Below are 16873 nucleotides of genomic sequence, written 5' to 3'. Positions count from 1 at the left end.
AAACAAAAAAGCGACGGGTATTACCTGTCGCTTTTTTTTATGAGATAGCAAATGCTATATTTGTTCAATATCCCGATGATCTCGCTGGCCGTACATTTTTCTTGCACACCGGTTTGCATATTTTTCAGCGTTAATAAACCGCTTTCAATTTCATCACTACCGATAATAATGGTGAAGGGTATGTTTTTATTGTTGGCATAATCTAACTGCTTTTTAAGTTTTGCACCTGCGGGATACAGCTCCACATTGATATTTTGCTTCCGCAGATTTTGCAATACGGGCAGCGAAAATGTTTCGCCATCCTTATCAAAACAACAGATCAGTAATTGGGTGGATTGATTGGCTGCCGCCGGGAAAAGATTAAGCTCATCCATTACATCATAGATCCTGTCGGCCCCGAATGAGATCCCTACCCCTGTGAGGCCCTTTAATCCAAACATACCTGTAAGGTCGTCATAACGGCCACCTCCGCCAATGCTGCCCATAGCCACCTCATTGGTTTTAACTTCAAATATTGCACCGGTATAATAGTTTAAGCCGCGGGCAAGGGTAATATCAAGCTCAAGTATACCCGTTTGCAGCGGGCAGTTTTCAATATAATTTAATACTGTTTCAATTTCCTCACAGCCTTTTAAACCTATTGCTGAACTTTCAAGGGCATTGCGCAGGCTTGCTAATTTTTCGGTATTTGAGCCTTGTAATAAAATAACAGGCTTTATTTTTTCAATGTCAGCAGCAGTAAAGCCCCTTTCCATCAACTCTTTTATAACACCATCAAGGCCAATTTTGTCGAGTTTATCAATGGCTACAGTAAGGTCAATTATATTATCAGATTTATCTATAATCTCGGCTATTCCAGATAGTATTTTTCTATTATTGATTTTTATCGTGAAATCCTTTAGCCCCAGTTTGGTTAAAGCCTCATCATAAATCAATACAAACTCGGCCTCGTTCAGTAAAGAATCAGAGCCAACCACATCAGCATCGCATTGGTAAAATTCGCGGTAGCGGCCTTTTTGCGGCCTGTCTGCACGCCAAACAGGCTGCACCTGGAAACGTTTAAATGGAAAGGTGATCTCGTTTTGGTGCATCACCACGTAACGGGCAAAGGGAACGGTCAGATCGTAACGAAGGGCTTTTTCAGAAATAATTGGTGTAAGCCTTTTGGTATTATATTCAAAGGTTTCATCCTTTAGTTTTTTAGCTTGGGCGGCATCCCAAAAATCGCCGCTGTTCAATACTTTAAATATCAGCTTATCACCTTCATCACCGTATTTCCCGGTTAGGGTGGTCAGGTTTTCCATGCTCGGTGTTTCTATTTGCTGATAACCGTATTTGCGGAAAACGCTTTTAATGGTATCGAAAATAAAATTACGTTTCACCATTTCGGTAGGTGAAAAATCGCGGGTGCCCTTTGGTACGGATGGTTTGATGGATGCCATAGCCGCAAAGGTAATAAAGTAAATTGTTAGCGCCATGCCTAATGGATTTTCTGGCGAAAGCGCAATAGCTAATTAATATGCATGTGCTTTTATGCATATCGACCAGGTGGCGTACCTACGTCACGCAGATCAATAGGACTTTTTTTATCTACCGATATTAAGCACCTCCGGCGCTATTTGTTATACGGCAAACTTCCAGCTGTTTAATACGGGTATAGCGTGGTGGGCCGTCATATCAAACTGCACAGGTACTACCGATACGTAGTTATGATCAAGGGCCCAAACATCGGTATCCTCGCCGCCATCATTTGATTGAAATACACCGGTAAGCCAGTAATAAGGGCGTTTATATGGGTCGGTACGCTCGTCAAATTCTTCGGCCCATTTGGCATTTGCCTGGCGGCATATCTTAATTCCTTTTATATCAGCCGTTGCCGGAAAGTTTACATTTAATAAAGTAGCCGTTGGTAAACCGTTTGCTAAAACCTGCAAGGCTATTTCCTTTACATACTTTAAACAATGGCTAAAATTGGCCTGTAAAGTATAATCATCTAATGAAAAACCAATCGAAGGGATGCTCTCAATAGCACCCTCAACCGCGGCAGACATGGTGCCCGAATACAAGATATTGATAGAATTATTTAAACCATGATTAATGCCCGAAACACAAAGATCCGGCTTTTTGCCCTTAAATATTTTGGTTACCGCCAGCTTTACACAATCAACCGGGGTGCCCGAGCAGCGGTACATTTCAATGCCTTCATAAATCTCTACCTGATCTAACCGAAGTGGCTTACCTATAGTAATTGCATGCCCCATTCCTGATTGCGGACTATCGGGGGCCACTACTACCACCCGGCCAATTTCGGCCATTACATCCATCAGTGCTTTGATACCCGGAGCGGTTATACCATCGTCATTTACAACAAGAATGGTTGGTTTGTGATTTTTCATTAGGTACAAAATTAGTTATATTTGATTTATGCTTACTGTTGAAAAGAAAAAGAAATACACCGCTGAAGATTATATGCTGCTTGAGGATGGTACGCCTTTTCAACTAATAAATTATGATCTTATTATGTCGCCTTCACCCATCCCTGCACACCAGGTAATTTCTGCAAGGCTTTTACAGGCAATGTATAATTTTTTGGATGCAAAGAACGATAATGGATTTTTAGTAAGCGCGCCAATGGATGTTAGGTTCGATGAGGGAAATGTGCTGCAGCCTGATATTCTTTATATAGTAGCGGAAAGAAGAGATGAAGTTATTAAGGAGCGTATTGAAGGCGCTCCCGATCTTATCATTGAGATACTTTGGCCGGCAAATGCTTATTACGATCTACGGCAAAAAAAAGATATTTATGAGAAATATGGCGTTAAAGAATATATTATTATTGATCCGATAGCGCAAAACGCTGATCTGTATGCGCTGGAAAATGGCATTTTTTATCTACATCAAAAAGCTCAAAAAGCAGAATCATTGAATTCTGTAATATTAGAAGGTTTAACATTCGATCTGAACAAAATATTTAATTTTTAATAGTTTCGAAATACACTGTCTGTTAAATCGACTTATAAATCAAAAAGGGGGAGCAATGCTCCCCCTTTTTGATGGTATTTAATTTTTTATAAACTGTTAATCCACTTTACCAGTTCATCGCGGGATTTTCCCGTTTTCTGCTGAAGTTTGCCAAGCGTTTCATCGTCTTTACCTTCTTCGTGTATCAAGTCGTCGTCAGTCAGATCGCCGTAAGCTTGTTTTATTTTACCTTTCAACTCGTTCCAGCCGCCTTTTAATTCTAATTTGTCCATGATGTTTTTTTGTTAGATGTTATTAAATAACAGCCGTACATCATTATGGTTTTGAAGAATTAATTTCTTTATAAAGCCCCCGCCTTAATCTCTTCCACAACCGCCGGATCAAGCAAAGTAGAAATATCGCCCAGGTTGCCGGTATCGCCTTCGGCTATTTTACGTAAAATACGGCGCATAATTTTTCCCGACCGCGTTTTTGGCAATCCTGTTACAAACTGGATCTTATCTGGCCTGGCAATAGCGCCAATAATGCGCGATACCGTCATCATAATATCTTTTCGGGCAAGCTCTTCGTCGCCATGCTGGTTAGGGCATACCACATACGCATATACACCCTGCCCTTTAATATCGTGCGGGTAACCAACCACTGCTGATTCAACTACGCTGCTGTGCATATTAATGGCATTTTCTACCTCTGCGGTACCAATTCTGTGGCCCGATACATTCAGCACATCGTCAACACGACCTGTTATGCGGTAATAGCCATCCTCATCGCGCAGGCAGCCATCACCGGTAAAATACAAGTTCTCGTAAGTGGCAAAGTAGGTAGTGCGGCAGCGCTCATGGTCGCCGTAAGTAGTACGCAACATGCCCGGCCACGGAAACCGGATACAAAGATTTCCGCTTACACCATTACCTTCAATTATATGACCATTTTCATCAACTAAAACGGGCTGCACACCCGGTAGCGGTAAACTTGCATATCCTGGTTTGGTAGGGGTTATCCCGGCAATGGGCGAGATCATAAAACCACCTGTTTCTGTTTGCCACCATGTATCAACTATAGGGCATTTTTTATGCCCTATCTTTTCATCAAACCAATGCCATGCCTCCTCGTTCAAGGGCTCACCAACAGAACCAAGTTTTTTAAGCGAGCTCAGGTCTTTTCCGTTAAGCAGATCATTACCAAAACTCATTAATGAGCGGATGGCCGTTGGTGCAGTATAAAGGATATTTACCTTGTGTTTTTCAACAATATCCCACAGGCGGCTTGGTGTGGGCCATGTTGGGATCCCTTCAAACAATACAGAGGTTGCTCCTTGTGTAAGTGGCCCATAGGCAATATAGGAGTGGCCAGTTATCCAGCCAATATCGGCCGTACAAAAATAAACTTCGCCCTGATTGTATTGAAAAGCATTGGCAAAAGTATAACCCGTATAAACCATGTAACCACCACAAGTATGCACCACGCCTTTAGGTTTCCCGGTTGAGCCTGATGTATACAGTATGAACAGCATATCCTCGGCATCCATTTCTTCGGCAGGGCATTCAGTATTCCCCTGCGTTTCTACTTTTTTAATTTCATCTTCCCACCAAACATCGCGGCCCTTTATCATTGAAACAGGCGTGCGGCTGCGGGTAAGTACAATACATCGTTTAATTGATGGGCATTGTACCAGCGCATCATCAATAATATTTTTAAGCGGCACTTCCTTATTACCTCTTAATCCCCCGTCAGATGTGATCACAATATTACATTCGGCATCCTTTATCCTGTCTGCAATGGATTGGGCCGAAAAACCACCGAACACCACGGAATGAATAGCACCTATGCGTGCACAAGCCAATACCGCTATAGCTAACTCAGGCACCATAGGCATATAGATACATATCCTGTCGCCCTTTTTAGCGCCGTTGTTTTTTAGCACATTGGCAAACTGGCAAACCTTTTCGTGAAGTTGTTTATAAGTAAGTACGCGGTGATCTTCCTGCGGATCATTGGGCTCCCAGATGATAGCCGGCTTATCGCCCAGGGTATCTAAATGTCGATCAAGGCAATTCTCCGTAATATTCAACTTTGCGCCTTCAAACCATTTTATTTTGGGCTCCTTGAAGTTCCAGTCTAAAACCTTATCCCATTTTTTTCGCCATAAAAAATTATTGGCAATGCCTTCCCAAAATTGTTCGGGCTGTTCAACGCTTTGTTTATAAACCTGGTGATATTCTTCGAAAGAGTTTATCTTCAATGAGGTGTTCATAGATGATTTAATTGGTGGCGTAAATTAGTGAATTTTTATATTAAGCAAACAACTGAATAAATCTTTTTAAAATATTTTAAGAAGTTGGTGTTATACCGTTATCTATATATGCATGAGCTGAATTATCCAACAATTTCACCTATGCTCAAAAAAGAAAGAGATACAATATATTAACAGTATTACTTAAGTTTAACAGCCGCTGATAGTTGCCCTTTTTATCTAAATAAAAGAATTTGAAAAATAATTGAAAACGGTATTGCCTATTTGATATAAAATCCTGATATTTGCAAACTCTTTACAAAAAGGGAGAATTAAAAAGATTTGTCATGTCAAGAATTTGTGATCTAACAGGAAAAGCATCTTTGGTTGGTAATAACGTTTCTAACTCAAACGTTAAAACTAAACGCAGATTTCATCCAAACTTAAAACTTAAGAAGTTTTATATTCCTGAAGAAGATAGATGGATAACCTTAAAGGTATCTACTTCAGCTGTTAAAACCATCAGCAAAAATGGTATTACTGCTTGTATCAATAAATTTGTAAAAAAAGGATACATTTAATAGTTGCAGATTGAATAATGCAGGTTACCGAAGTGTGCTTGCAAAATACAATTAGTAACGCATAACAATATAAGAAAATGGCTAAGAAAGGCAACAGAGTTCAGGTAATATTAGAATGCACCGAGCATAAAACAAGCGGCATGCCTGGTATGTCCCGTTATATTACCACCAAGAACAAGAAAGAATACAACTGAAAGACTGGAGATGAAAAAATTCAACCCGGTTTTAAGAAAAGTGACTGTTCACAAAGAGATTAAGTAATCGTTATTATTTACTGATAACAGTAATTTAAAAAAAACATGGCAAAGAAAGTAGTTGCAACACTGAAAGTAGCAGGTAAAGGCAAGGAATATTCAAAAGTGATCACTATGGTGAAATCACCAAGAACCGGTGCTTACTCGTTTAAAGAACAAATCGTACCTAACGATAACGTTAAGGATGCGATTGCCGGAAAATAATATTCGGATCAGTTCGATCAAAAAATATAAAAGCCATCTTGTTTTACGAGAAGGCTTTTTTTGTTAGCCCTTAGTCCGGTTTATACAGCAAATTATATTTGCCCAAACAGCGGGTTAGCTAAATTGATGATGGGGTTAGTTCTTATTTTAATCTAATTTTAATTACAATCTGCCCTGCAAAGGGTGATTTAAGTGAGGCTATGGGATTATTTGATTTTTTCAAAAAAAAGGAAAGCACCCCGCAGGAGCAGGAAGCGCTGGACACTGGTTTAGAAAAAACAAAGGATAACTTTTTTTCAAAAATAACCAAGGTAATTGCCGGTAAATCAACCGTTGATGATGATGTGCTTGATGAGCTGGAAGAAGTGCTGGTAACATCAGATGTTGGTGTTAAAACCACGTTGAAAATTATTGAGCGCATCCAGGAACGTGTTACCCGCGATAAATACGTAAACACATCCGAACTGAACAAGCTGCTGAAAGACGAAATCCAGAAGCTGCTTGCCGAAAATAACAGTAACGATTTTACAAGTTTTGAGTACGGCACCCAAAAGCCCTATGTAATTATGGTAGTGGGTGTTAATGGTGTAGGTAAAACTACTACCATTGGCAAGCTGGCACATAAACTGAAACAGGCAGGCAACCAGGTGGTATTAGGCGCAGCCGATACCTTCCGTGCGGCGGCTGTTGCGCAGATCCAGTTATGGGGCGAGCGTGTGGGCGTTAAGGTGGTAGCACAGGCTATGGGGTCAGACCCTGCTTCGGTGGCTTATGATACCTTACGTTCGGCAGTTGCCAATGGCGATGACGTTGCAATTATTGATACCGCAGGGCGTTTACATAATAAGGTAGGGTTGATGAATGAGCTTACCAAAATTAAAAACGTAATGCAAAAGGTTGTTCCGGGTGCCCCGCATGAGATATTACTGGTGCTTGATGCATCAACCGGGCAAAACGCTATTGAGCAGTGCAAACAGTTTACCGAGGCTACCGCAGTAAATGCATTGGCCCTAACCAAGCTTGATGGTACGGCCAAAGGTGGTGTAGTGATAGGGATTTCTGATCAGTTTAAGATCCCGGTAAAATATATAGGTGTTGGCGAAAGCATGAATGATCTGCAACTGTTTGACAGGCAGGCATTTGTTGATTCCTTGTTTAAAAGCTAAAAATTAAAAAGCCGTGATTGTACGGATCGCTCTGTAAACAGGGGATTGCTTCGTTCCTCGCAATGACGCTTAATTATTATGAAAACAAAAGAAATTTATCAGCCCGTAAAAACAGTAAAACCCCGTATCAACGTGGTTACTTTAGGCTGTTCAAAAAACATATACGATTCTGAGATCCTAATGGGCCAGCTAAAAGGCAACCACTTTGATGTGGTGCATGAATCGGAAAAGGTGGGTCGTGATGATATTATCGTTATCAATACCTGTGGCTTTATTGATAATGCCAAGCAGGAATCTATAGATACCATTTTACAGTACAGCGAGCTTAAAGAACAAGGCAAGGTTGGAAAAGTGATTGTTACGGGTTGCCTTTCTGAACGTTACAAACCAGAGTTAGAAGCAGAGATCACCAATGTTGATGCCTATTTTGGCACCAATGATCTGCAAAACCTGTTACGATCAGTAGGTGCCGACTACAAACACGAACTGATAGGCGAGCGTATGCTAACCACGCCATCGCACTTTGCTTATTTTAAAATAGCCGAGGGATGTAACCGCCCATGTTCATTTTGTGCTATCCCATTAATGCGTGGTAAACATATGAGCCAGCCGATTGATCAGTTGGTAAAGGATGCACAAAACTTAGCTAAAAACGGCACCAAAGAATTAATACTGATTGCACAGGACCTTACCTATTACGGCCTGGACCTATATGGCAAACGCAATTTAGATGAGTTGCTTCGCCGTTTATCTGATGTTAACGGCATTGAGTGGATCAGGCTGCAATATGCTTATCCATCAGGTTTCCCGATGGAGATCCTTGATGTTATGAACGAGCGAAACAATATCTGCAAATACATGGATATGCCATTGCAGCATATCAGCGATAATATGCTGAAATCAATGCGCCGCGGCCTTACCAAGCAAAAAACTATTGATGTAGTGAACCAGATCCGCGATAAGGTTCCTGGTATTGCCATGCGTACCACGCTGATAACCGGTTACCCCGGCGAAACAGAGCAGGATTTTGAAGAAATGCAGCAATGGGTTGAAGAAACCAAGTTTGACCGTTTAGGCTGCTTCACCTACTCGCACGAGGAAAAAACCCATGCACACTCATTAATTGATGATGTGCCTGCCGATGTAAAACAAGACCGCGCCGATGCCATAATGGAAATTCAGCAGGGAATCTCGTTTGATAAGAACCAGGAAAAAATAGGTAATACCTATAAAGTATTGGTTGATAAAAAAGATGGCAATTACTTTGTTGGCCGCACGGAATATGATTCGCCCGAAGTTGATAACGAAGTTTTAATTGATGCCAGCATTGGTTATGCCACCGTAGGCAGCTTTGTTAATGTGAAGATTGATACTGCCGAAGACTTTGACCTTTATGGACATATTGTAAAATAATACTAATTTGGCGTTCAATCAGACTAATGATTTTACATTTGGACCAATGGACGCTGCCTGTATAGATTATAAAGACACGGGATCTTTTTCCCCAACGGTTATTGATTACCTGGAAAACCTTCCGGCACTTGCACCATTTTATGGCCAACGACCAGATCTTGACGGCTTTACCCAACTGCTTAAAAGCAAAAAAGTAATTGCCGACCGCAACATATTGGTAAGCGTTTTAAAAAAACAATACGCCTTTGAGTCGGGCAGCGCAGCGGTTCGTCAATCTTTAGGTATTGATGCCGTATTAAATAACATCGATCTGCTTGCTCAAAGTAATACCTATACTATAACAACCGGTCATCAGCTTAACATATTTGCCGGCCCGCTTTACTTTCTGTATAAAATAGTTACTGCCATAAAACTGTCGCGCCAGCTCAAACAACAATTTCCTGATAAAGATTTTGTGCCTGTTTACTGGATGGCATCAGAAGACCATGACTTTGCCGAGATCAACTACACCAACATCGGCGGTAAAAAGGTACATTGGTGGTACGAGGCTTCGGGTGCTACGGGCCGTATCAACCCGGATACCATGCGCCAGGCACTTAACCAGTATAAAGGCGCATTAGGGATTGATCACCATGCTGAAGAGCTTGCCGCAATTGTAGAAACTGCGTATGCCAAGTTTGATAAACTCGCCGATGCTACCCGCTATTTGGTAAATGCACTTTTCGGGCAGTATGGCTTGGTTATTATTGATGCCGACGATCACCAGTTTAAACAACAATTTGCCCCCATCATTGAGCAGGATATTATTGAGCAGAATAGCTTTAACAACATCACTGCTACCAACGAGAAATTACAACAATTAGGTGTACACATACAGGTAAACCCACGCGAGATCAACTTTTTTTATTTGCTGGATGGCTTGCGCGAGCGCGTTGTTTTTGAACATGGCCGTTACCAGGTATTGAACAGTGAGATCAGCTTTACAGAAGCAGAACTAAGGGCTGAGATCAATCAGTATCCGGAGAGGTTTAGCCCTAACGTGGTAATGCGCCCGCTATATCAGGAGTGTATTTTGCCCAACATCGCCTATATAGGCGGTGGTGCCGAAGTAGTTTACTGGCTGGAGCTTAAATCAAATTTCGACCATTATAAGGTAGATTTCCCTATCCTCATCCTGCGTAATTCGGGCTTGGTGATAGGTAAGGAAACAGCTGCCAAGATTGCTAAAATGGAACTGAAACCTGCAGACCTGTTTAAAACTGCCGATCAGATTAAAAGCCACTGGATCACCAAACATAGCAAACACAACCTTACCCTTACCGAAGAATGGCGCGAGCTGAGCAGTGTATTTGAAAAAATAAAGCTTCGTGCTTATAAAATAGACAGCACATTGGCCCCATCGGCTGATGCCGTGCAGACAAGGCTTAAACATGCAATTGATAACCTTGAAAAAAAGCTGATAAAAGCCGAAAAGCGCAACTATCATACCCGCCTTGAGCAGGTAGAAAGTATTAAAGCCGATATTTTCCCAAAAAACAGCTTACAGGAACGTAGCGAGAACTTTGGCTTGTTCTATGTAAAATGGGGACAGCGCTTTATTGATGAGCTGATAAACCACTTTGAACCGCTCGACTTTAAGTTTACGGTACTAACAGAAAAGTAAATTCGCAGTGAATTATTGATGCAGCTTTATAAAACTGCTATTTTTACGGGATGACTTTTCAATCTACCATTCTTATTCTCCCCGGTCTTGGTAATTCGGGGCCGCAGCACTGGCAATCTATCTGGGAAAAACAATTCAATTTTATCCGTGTGGAACAAGCAGATTGGGAAACACCAATTTGTGCCGATTGGATAGAAACCGTTAATAAAGAAGTATCAAAACATAACCCTGCCGATGTTATATTAGTTGGCCATAGCTTAGCTTGTACAACCATAGCCTACTGGGCGCAAAAATTCAATATTAAAATAAAAGGTGCTTTATTGGTTGCCCCAAGCGATACCGAAGCCGATACTTACCCTGCCGGAACAACAGGGTTTAAGCCTGTACCTTTAATTAAACTACCTTTCAGATCTATCACCGTTGCCAGCACTAACGATTATTATGTAACTGAAAGCCGCACAAAATTATTTGCTGATAGCTGGGGTAGCGAATTGATCAGCATTGGTGATGCAGGCCATATCAACGCGGCATCGGGCTTCGGCAACTGGGATGCAGGCCTACAAATATTGAAGCAGTTAGATCAGTAACATACATTACTATATTTGCGCATGCTAATCTCCGAATCTGCCTTACGTGCATTCACCCAAAATATATTTCTTTCAATGGGTTGCAGTGACGAACACGCTGCACTTGCAGCCGATGTTTTATTACTATCTGATCTGAGTGGAATAGATTCGCATGGGGTAGCGCGCCTGGTGGGTTACGTGCGCCTCTGGGAAAAGCAACGCATCAATGCCAAACCTAACATCACCATAGTACATGAAACACCAACTACTGCCACCGTTGACGGCGATGCAGGCTTAGGCCTGGTTGTTGCCCCCTTCGCTATGCAGTTAGCTATCAAAAAAGCTGAACTATATGGTTCAGGCTGGGTTGCGGTACGCAACTCCAACCATTTTGGTATTGCGGGTTACCATGCTTTAATGGCTGTACAAAAAGATATGATCGGTTTTGCCATGACTAATGCCAGTCCGCTGGTTTCACCAACTTTTTCGAATGAGCGTCTGTTGGGTACTAATCCCATGTGCTATGCTTTCCCGGCAGGAAAATACCCACCGGTTGTTGTTGATATGGCTACTTCGGCTGCGGCAAATGGTAAGCTTGAAATAGCCCAGCGTTTAGGCAAACAAGTGCCCGAAGGCTGGATCCAGGATGCAAACGGCGATTTTACTACCGATCCGCATGCCTTAAAAACAGGTGGCTCATTACTGCCGTTGGGCAGCGACAAGGAGCATGGCAGCCACAAAGGTTTTGGCTTGGGTGCTACGGTTGATATACTTTCGGCTGTATTATCAGGGGCTAATTATGGCCCCTGGGTACCGCCTTTTGTTGCGTTTTTAGAACCGCCTACCGATCCTGTTGGCTTGGGCATAGGGCATTTTGTAGGCGCTATGCGTGTTGATGGCTTTCGCCCGGTTGATGAGTTTAAATCGCATTTGGATAACTGGGTTTCGCGGTTTAAATCATCTACTACGGTTGATCCTGATCAAAAAGTAATTATCCCCGGCGAACCCGAATTAGCAGCGGAAACAGACAGACGCAAAAACGGCATCCCTTTAGTTGATGCCGTTGTAAATGATTTAAATGGACTGGCCCAAAAATTCGGGATCAAAAAATTATAATATAATATTAAGCGACACAAAATATTGTGTCGCTACAAAAAGCATAATTAATAAGTTATATAGCAACTCCATACTTTGTGCTCCTTTCTACCTGGATCTTTAGTGCGCTTCCAGCCAGTTTAAGCCGGTGCCAATTTCAACCATAATAGGTACGGTTGTTTTAATGGCGTTTTTCATGTTTTCCATAATGATGGGCTTTACAATCTCCACCTCGTGGTGCGGAACATCAAACACCAACTCATCATGTACCTGCATCGTCATACGCGCATCAAGCTTCAGGGCCTTAAACTCACGGTGAATATTGATCATGGCTATCTTGATCATATCAGCCGCCGAACCTTGTATTGGGGCATTTATAGCATTTCGCTCGGCAAAGCCACGCACCGTTGCATTGGCCGAATTAATATCGCGCAGGTACCTGCGACGACCCATCAATGTGGTTACGTAACCGTTTTCGCGGGCAAAGTTCATGGTATCGGCCATGTAATTCTTTATTCCGGGAAATTGTAGGAAATAGTTGTCAATAATTTCGGCAGCCTCTTTACGCGGGATACCCAAACTTTGCGACAAGCCAAATGCCGACTGCCCATAAATAATACCGAAGTTAACCGCCTTGGCATTACGGCGCTGGGTACTGGTCACTTCATCTAAGGCTATGCCGTAAACGTTAGCTGCTGTTGCCGTGTGAATGTCGAGATTTTTAACAAAGGCCTCCATCATATTGGCATCCTTGCTGATCTCGGCTATAATGCGCAGCTCAATCTGCGAATAATCGGCAGATACAATGGTATGGCCGCTATCGCGCGGAATAAATGCCTTTCTTACCTCGCGGCCCCTGTCTGTACGGATCGGGATATTTTGAAGGTTCGGATTAGTGGAGCTTAAACGGCCCGTTGCAGCCACGGCCTGGTTATAAGAAGTATGCACCCGCCCTGTTTTAGGGTTTACCATAGTTGGCAAAGCATCAACATAGGTTGATTTTAGCTTTTGCAGCTGGCGGTAATCTAAAATATCGCGCACAATATCGCTTTTTGCAGCAAGGGCCAGCAATACATCTTCGCCGGTTTGGTACTGGCCTGTTTTGGTTTTTTTTGCCTTTGGATCAAGCATTAGTTTCTCAAACAGCACCTCGCCCAATTGCTTTGGCGATGCAATGTTGAACCTTACGCCTGCTTTTTCAAATACTGTTTTTTCCAGCTTCGCAATATCAATTTCCAACTCCTTCGAAAACTCTTTAAGCGTATCGTGGTCAATTTTCACACCTTCGTATTCAATATCGGCCAAAACGTAGATCAGCGGGTGCTCAATCTCATGGATCAGCTTTTCGCTTTCTACTTCTTTCAGCTTGGGTTCAAAAACGTTTTTTAGCTGCAGGGTAATGTCTGCATCTTCGGCGGCGTATTCTTTTATCTTTTCAATTTCCACATCGCGCATACTGCCCTGGTTTTTGCCTTTGGCACCTATCAGCTCGGTAATGGAAACAGGTTTGTAGCTCAGGTAATTTTCAGACAGGATATCCATATTATGGCGGGTATCCGGGTCTATCACGTAGTGGGCCATCATGGTATCAAACAGGTCGCCCTGTACTTCTACACCATACCATTTCAGCATCAGTATATCAAATTTAAGGTTTTGCCCTATTTTGCCAATAGTAGCATCTTCTAACAATGACTTAAATTCATTCACAATGCTTTTTACCTGCTCCTGGTCAACAGGTACCGGTACGTACCATGCCTCGCCGGGCTTAACGGCAAATGATAAACCTACCAGCTCGCAATGGTTAGCATCAGTCCCTGTAGTTTCGGTATCAAAGCAAATGCTTTTTTGTTGTTTTAAAAGGGCGATCAGCTCTGTACGTTTTTCAGCAGTATCGGCCAGGTAATAATTATGCGGAACGGTACTGATATTTTTTATTTCTACAGGTACCGGTGGTTCATAAATGTCTTCCACATCAACAGTCATGGTGGTGCGGCCTTCAGCAACCGGGTTACCAAAAAGATCTGTCTGGATAGATACTGCGCGGGTTTCGGTAATGCTGAAATCATCACCAAAAACACGCCTTCCTAAAGTACGGAACTCTAACTCGGCAAAAAGCGGCTCTAACAGATCCTTGCTTGGGGCGCACATTTCCAAACCAGCTTCGTCCAGTTCAACAGGCACATTCAGGTTAATGGTAGCCAGTCGTTTTGATAACAGCCCCTGCTCGGCAAAGGCTTCTACATTTTCGCGTTGCTTGCCTTTTAACTCATGGCTGTGGGCAATAATTTCTTCCATCGAACCATATTGCTTAATGAGCGATTTAGCAGTTTTTTCGCCAATGCCAGGGATACCGGGGATGTTATCCACCGCATCTCCCCATAGGCCTAAAATATCTATAACCTGCTCAACACGCGCTATCTCCCATTTTTCAAGCACTTCTTTTACACCTAATATTTCCATATCATTACCCATGCGGGCAGGTTTGTAAACAAAGATGTTTTCAGATACCAACTGCGCAAAATCCTTATCAGGTGTCATACAGTAAACCTGGTAACCTTTGGCCTCGGCTTTTTTGGCAAGGGTGCCTATAATGTCATCAGCCTCGTACCCATCAGATGTAATGAGCGGAATATTGAAGCCAAGCACAACTTTAAATATATAAGGCAGCGCTTTTGACAGATCCTCGGGCATGGCTTCTCGGTGTGCTTTGTAGGCTTCAAATTCTGTATGGCGTTCTGTTGGCGCATCAGTATCAAATACCACGGCCATGTGCGTAGGTTTCTCCTTTTTTAACACCTCGAGCAATGTATTGGTAAAACCCATTACAGCCGAAGTATTTAACCCGTTTGAGGTAAAACGCGGATTTTTACTTAGCGCAAAATGAGCCCGGTAAATAAGGGCCATACCATCCAGAAGAAATAATTTTTTCATGATATATAACAATATAAACTACTTGGACCAAAAACGCAGATAACCCGGTAATGGTGCCAATGGCTTATTGCAAAAATAGAATTAAGTAATACACTAACAGCACAAAACCCGCTGAAAACTTTGTGCGCAATTATTTAAAACTGCACGCCGGGATATGATCGTTTACCATACCGGTTGCCTGCATAAAGGCATAGCAAATGGTTGTACCAAAAAACTTAAAGCCCCGCTTTTTCATATCCTTACTAATAACATCAGAAATCGGGCTGCTTGCAGGCGTACTACCCGAATGGTTATTAATTGGCTTACCCCCGGGCATAAAACTGTACAGGTATTTATAGAACGATCCAAATTCCTTTTGTACTTCCATAAATAATTTAGCACTGCTGATAGCGGCAGCAACCTTTAAACGGTTACGGATTATCCCGGCATCCTGCAACAGGCGGGCCACATCCTCATCGGTAAATTCGGCTACTTTTTTTACATCAAAGCCGGCAAAAGCATTGCGGTAGCCTTCGCGGCGGCGTAAAATGGTTATCCAGCTCAGGCCTGCCTGCGCTGCTTCAAGAATTAAAAACTCAAATAAAACTTTATCGTCCTTAACTTCTTTACCCCATTCTTCATCATGGTATTTAAGGTATAGCTCATCGGTACCGGGCCAGTGGCAGCGGGTTATTTCTTGAGGTTGCATGGTTTAAAGGTAAGGTTTATAACCCTATTGTTATTCTGATACGATGCGCAAAAATATTGTGTAACAATTGAGGTGAATATTGTTCGGCATTATAAACTATCTGTTTTATTGCCGTTATAAACAGCAATGCTTATTAATATAAACTTGTAGCGCGCATTGTACGTACAACAGTTTATTATTTTAATTTTGCCCGGTATGATTTGAGCCCGGCACCAAATTCTTTATACTAATGCGTAAAATATTTTATTTATTTGTTGGATTGATTTTATTCAGCTCATGCTCGGCACATAAAAGCTTAATTTCTAACAGGCAGGCCCATAAAAACAATAAAAGCATCCAAAAAGATAACAGCCAATCAATAGCCGGGTACACGCCGCTTACATCATTACAATATATTGATAAGTTTAAGGGCATAGCTATACAGGAAATGAACTTATACGGCATACCGGCAAGTATTACACTGGCGCAGGGGTTATTTGAATCGGGCAGCGGCAACGGCGAGCTGGCACGGGTGGCTAATAACCACTTCGGCATTAAGTGCACGTTCGACTGGAAAGGCAAAAGCTATTATAAGGATGATAATAACGTGAACGATTGTTTCCGCGTGTATAATAAACCGGAAGATTCCTTTCGCGACCATTCAGAATTCCTGAAACGGAAAAACTATACCAAGCTTTTTGAGCTTGATAAAAATGATTACCAGGGATGGGCTTACGGGTTGAAAAAAGCAGGTTATGCTACCAATCCTAAATATCCGCAACTGCTTATCAGCATCATCCAGAAATATAACCTTGATCAATATGACAGGCCAGAGGGTGAAATAGCTAAAATAAAAAGGGTTGATCGTGTTTTTACCCAGATAGATAAAAAGGAAGATAAAATACAGCAGGATTCGACCGTACAAAACACCCCGGCTGACAAAACCTACACTGTAAAACAAGGCGATACACTATATAATATATCCAAACGTTTTGGCTTAGCCGTTGATGATTTAAAAACGCTGAACAACATGGCCGATAATAATATAAAAATTGGCCAGAAGCTTGTAGTAGCTAAATAGTACGGTGTTAATTATTGTTAAAAAATATGTTCAAGAA

General features: G+C 42.0%; 15 protein-coding genes and 1 pseudogene. 10 read left to right on the top strand and 6 right to left on the bottom strand.

What is annotated here, in order from left to right; genetic code table 11:
- Positions 1–20 precede the first annotated feature (20 nt).
- Both hisS and surE read right to left on the bottom strand, forming a co-directional pair.
- Entirely contained in the window at positions 21–1442 is a 1422-nt protein-coding gene (hisS, locus tag ACQY4U_RS04755) for a histidine--tRNA ligase (RefSeq protein ID WP_428329722.1), read from the bottom strand.
- Between the two features lie 180 nt (positions 1443–1622).
- Complete coding sequence (surE, locus tag ACQY4U_RS04750; RefSeq protein ID WP_428328243.1) at positions 1623–2396, bottom strand: 5'/3'-nucleotidase SurE; 774 nt, start codon at positions 2394–2396, stop codon at positions 1623–1625.
- 28 nt (positions 2397–2424) lie between these two features.
- Between surE and ACQY4U_RS04745 the strand changes: the two genes are divergently transcribed.
- The gene (locus tag ACQY4U_RS04745) at positions 2425–2982 is read left to right on the top strand and encodes a Uma2 family endonuclease (RefSeq protein ID WP_428328242.1); all 558 of its coding nucleotides are present in this window, start codon (positions 2425–2427) and stop codon (positions 2980–2982) included.
- Between the two features lie 86 nt (positions 2983–3068).
- Here the strand turns inward: ACQY4U_RS04745 and ACQY4U_RS04740 are convergent, their stop codons facing one another.
- Together ACQY4U_RS04740 and acs are read right to left on the bottom strand one after the other, a co-directional pair.
- A complete protein-coding gene (locus tag ACQY4U_RS04740; RefSeq protein WP_259092959.1) occupies positions 3069–3254 on the bottom strand; it encodes a CsbD family protein in 186 nt (61 codons plus the stop codon).
- 68 nt (positions 3255–3322) lie between these two features.
- Positions 3323–5236 carry an acetate--CoA ligase gene (gene acs, locus ACQY4U_RS04735; protein ID WP_428328241.1) on the bottom strand — a complete coding sequence of 638 codons (1914 nt, stop codon included), beginning with the start codon at positions 5234–5236 and terminating at the stop codon, positions 3323–3325.
- A 326-nt stretch (positions 5237–5562) separates the two neighbouring features.
- Here acs and rpmB point away from each other — a divergent pair, with 326 nt between their 5' ends.
- The 8 genes and pseudogenes from rpmB to ACQY4U_RS04695 all read left to right on the top strand — a co-directional run bounded on the left by rpmB (position 5563) and on the right by ACQY4U_RS04695 (position 12178).
- Positions 5563–5796 carry a 50S ribosomal protein L28 gene (gene rpmB / locus ACQY4U_RS04730; RefSeq protein ID WP_428329721.1) on the top strand — a complete coding sequence of 78 codons (234 nt, stop codon included), beginning with the start codon at positions 5563–5565 and terminating at the stop codon, positions 5794–5796.
- A gap of 77 nt (positions 5797–5873) precedes the next feature.
- A pseudogene (rpmG, locus tag ACQY4U_RS04725) lies at positions 5874–6057 on the top strand (50S ribosomal protein L33).
- A 38-nt stretch (positions 6058–6095) separates the two neighbouring features.
- Positions 6096–6254, top strand: coding sequence for a DUF4295 domain-containing protein (locus tag ACQY4U_RS04720; protein WP_078348017.1), 159 nt, complete (start codon positions 6096–6098; stop codon positions 6252–6254).
- Between the two features lie 200 nt (positions 6255–6454).
- Positions 6455–7420 (top strand): signal recognition particle-docking protein FtsY, encoded by a 966-nt coding sequence (ftsY, locus tag ACQY4U_RS04715; protein WP_428328240.1) that lies wholly within the window; start codon positions 6455–6457, stop codon positions 7418–7420.
- A 78-nt stretch (positions 7421–7498) separates the two neighbouring features.
- Positions 7499–8833 (top strand): 30S ribosomal protein S12 methylthiotransferase RimO, encoded by a 1335-nt coding sequence (gene rimO, locus ACQY4U_RS04710; protein WP_428328239.1) that lies wholly within the window; start codon positions 7499–7501, stop codon positions 8831–8833.
- 46 nt (positions 8834–8879) lie between these two features.
- Positions 8880–10496 carry a bacillithiol biosynthesis cysteine-adding enzyme BshC gene (bshC, locus tag ACQY4U_RS04705; protein ID WP_428328238.1) on the top strand — a complete coding sequence of 539 codons (1617 nt, stop codon included), beginning with the start codon at positions 8880–8882 and terminating at the stop codon, positions 10494–10496.
- A gap of 50 nt (positions 10497–10546) precedes the next feature.
- Complete coding sequence (locus tag ACQY4U_RS04700; protein WP_428328237.1) at positions 10547–11083, top strand: RBBP9/YdeN family alpha/beta hydrolase; 537 nt, start codon at positions 10547–10549, stop codon at positions 11081–11083.
- A 21-nt stretch (positions 11084–11104) separates the two neighbouring features.
- Positions 11105–12178 (top strand): Ldh family oxidoreductase, encoded by a 1074-nt coding sequence (locus tag ACQY4U_RS04695; protein WP_428328236.1) that lies wholly within the window; start codon positions 11105–11107, stop codon positions 12176–12178.
- Between the two features lie 99 nt (positions 12179–12277).
- Here the strand turns inward: ACQY4U_RS04695 and polA are convergent, their stop codons facing one another.
- Together polA and ACQY4U_RS04685 are read right to left on the bottom strand one after the other, a co-directional pair.
- Positions 12278–15088, bottom strand: a complete 2811-nt coding sequence (gene polA, locus ACQY4U_RS04690) for a DNA polymerase I (RefSeq protein WP_428328235.1) — start codon at positions 15086–15088, stop codon at positions 12278–12280.
- Positions 15089–15218: 130 nt separating this feature from the next.
- Positions 15219–15776: a DNA-3-methyladenine glycosylase I gene (locus ACQY4U_RS04685; protein ID WP_428328234.1), complete on the bottom strand. Its 558-nt coding sequence runs from the start codon at positions 15774–15776 to the stop codon at positions 15219–15221.
- Between the two features lie 229 nt (positions 15777–16005).
- Between ACQY4U_RS04685 and ACQY4U_RS04680 the strand changes: the two genes are divergently transcribed.
- Positions 16006–16836: a glucosaminidase domain-containing protein gene (locus ACQY4U_RS04680; RefSeq protein ID WP_428328233.1), complete on the top strand. Its 831-nt coding sequence runs from the start codon at positions 16006–16008 to the stop codon at positions 16834–16836.
- The last annotated feature ends 37 nt before the right edge of the window (positions 16837–16873 follow it).

Source organism: Mucilaginibacter sp., assembly GCF_965277465.1.
GTDB lineage: Bacteria > Bacteroidota > Bacteroidia > Sphingobacteriales > Sphingobacteriaceae > Mucilaginibacter.
The sequence above is the reverse complement of the archived record's forward strand: the minus strand, read 5'-3'. Positions and strand labels throughout refer to the sequence as shown.

Excerpts from the sequence above, each read along its gene's own strand:
- hisS (WP_428329722.1), bottom strand. The coding sequence starts at position 1,442 with ATGGCATCCATCAAACCATCCGTACCAAAGGGCACCCGCGATTTTTCA.
- surE (WP_428328243.1), bottom strand. The coding sequence starts at position 2,396 with ATGAAAAATCACAAACCAACCATTCTTGTTGTAAATGACGATGGTATA.
- ACQY4U_RS04745 (WP_428328242.1), top strand. The coding sequence starts at position 2,425 with ATGCTTACTGTTGAAAAGAAAAAGAAATACACCGCTGAAGATTATATG.
- ACQY4U_RS04740 (WP_259092959.1), bottom strand. The coding sequence starts at position 3,254 with ATGGACAAATTAGAATTAAAAGGCGGCTGGAACGAGTTGAAAGGTAAA.
- acs (WP_428328241.1), bottom strand. The coding sequence starts at position 5,236 with ATGAACACCTCATTGAAGATAAACTCTTTCGAAGAATATCACCAGGTT.
- rpmB (WP_428329721.1), top strand. The coding sequence starts at position 5,563 with ATGTCAAGAATTTGTGATCTAACAGGAAAAGCATCTTTGGTTGGTAAT.
- ACQY4U_RS04720 (WP_078348017.1), top strand. The coding sequence starts at position 6,096 with ATGGCAAAGAAAGTAGTTGCAACACTGAAAGTAGCAGGTAAAGGCAAG.
- ftsY (WP_428328240.1), top strand. The coding sequence starts at position 6,455 with ATGGGATTATTTGATTTTTTCAAAAAAAAGGAAAGCACCCCGCAGGAG.
- rimO (WP_428328239.1), top strand. The coding sequence starts at position 7,499 with ATGAAAACAAAAGAAATTTATCAGCCCGTAAAAACAGTAAAACCCCGT.
- bshC (WP_428328238.1), top strand. The coding sequence starts at position 8,880 with ATGGACGCTGCCTGTATAGATTATAAAGACACGGGATCTTTTTCCCCA.
- ACQY4U_RS04700 (WP_428328237.1), top strand. The coding sequence starts at position 10,547 with ATGACTTTTCAATCTACCATTCTTATTCTCCCCGGTCTTGGTAATTCG.
- ACQY4U_RS04695 (WP_428328236.1), top strand. The coding sequence starts at position 11,105 with ATGCTAATCTCCGAATCTGCCTTACGTGCATTCACCCAAAATATATTT.
- polA (WP_428328235.1), bottom strand. The coding sequence starts at position 15,088 with ATGAAAAAATTATTTCTTCTGGATGGTATGGCCCTTATTTACCGGGCT.
- ACQY4U_RS04685 (WP_428328234.1), bottom strand. The coding sequence starts at position 15,776 with ATGCAACCTCAAGAAATAACCCGCTGCCACTGGCCCGGTACCGATGAG.
- ACQY4U_RS04680 (WP_428328233.1), top strand. The coding sequence starts at position 16,006 with ATGCGTAAAATATTTTATTTATTTGTTGGATTGATTTTATTCAGCTCA.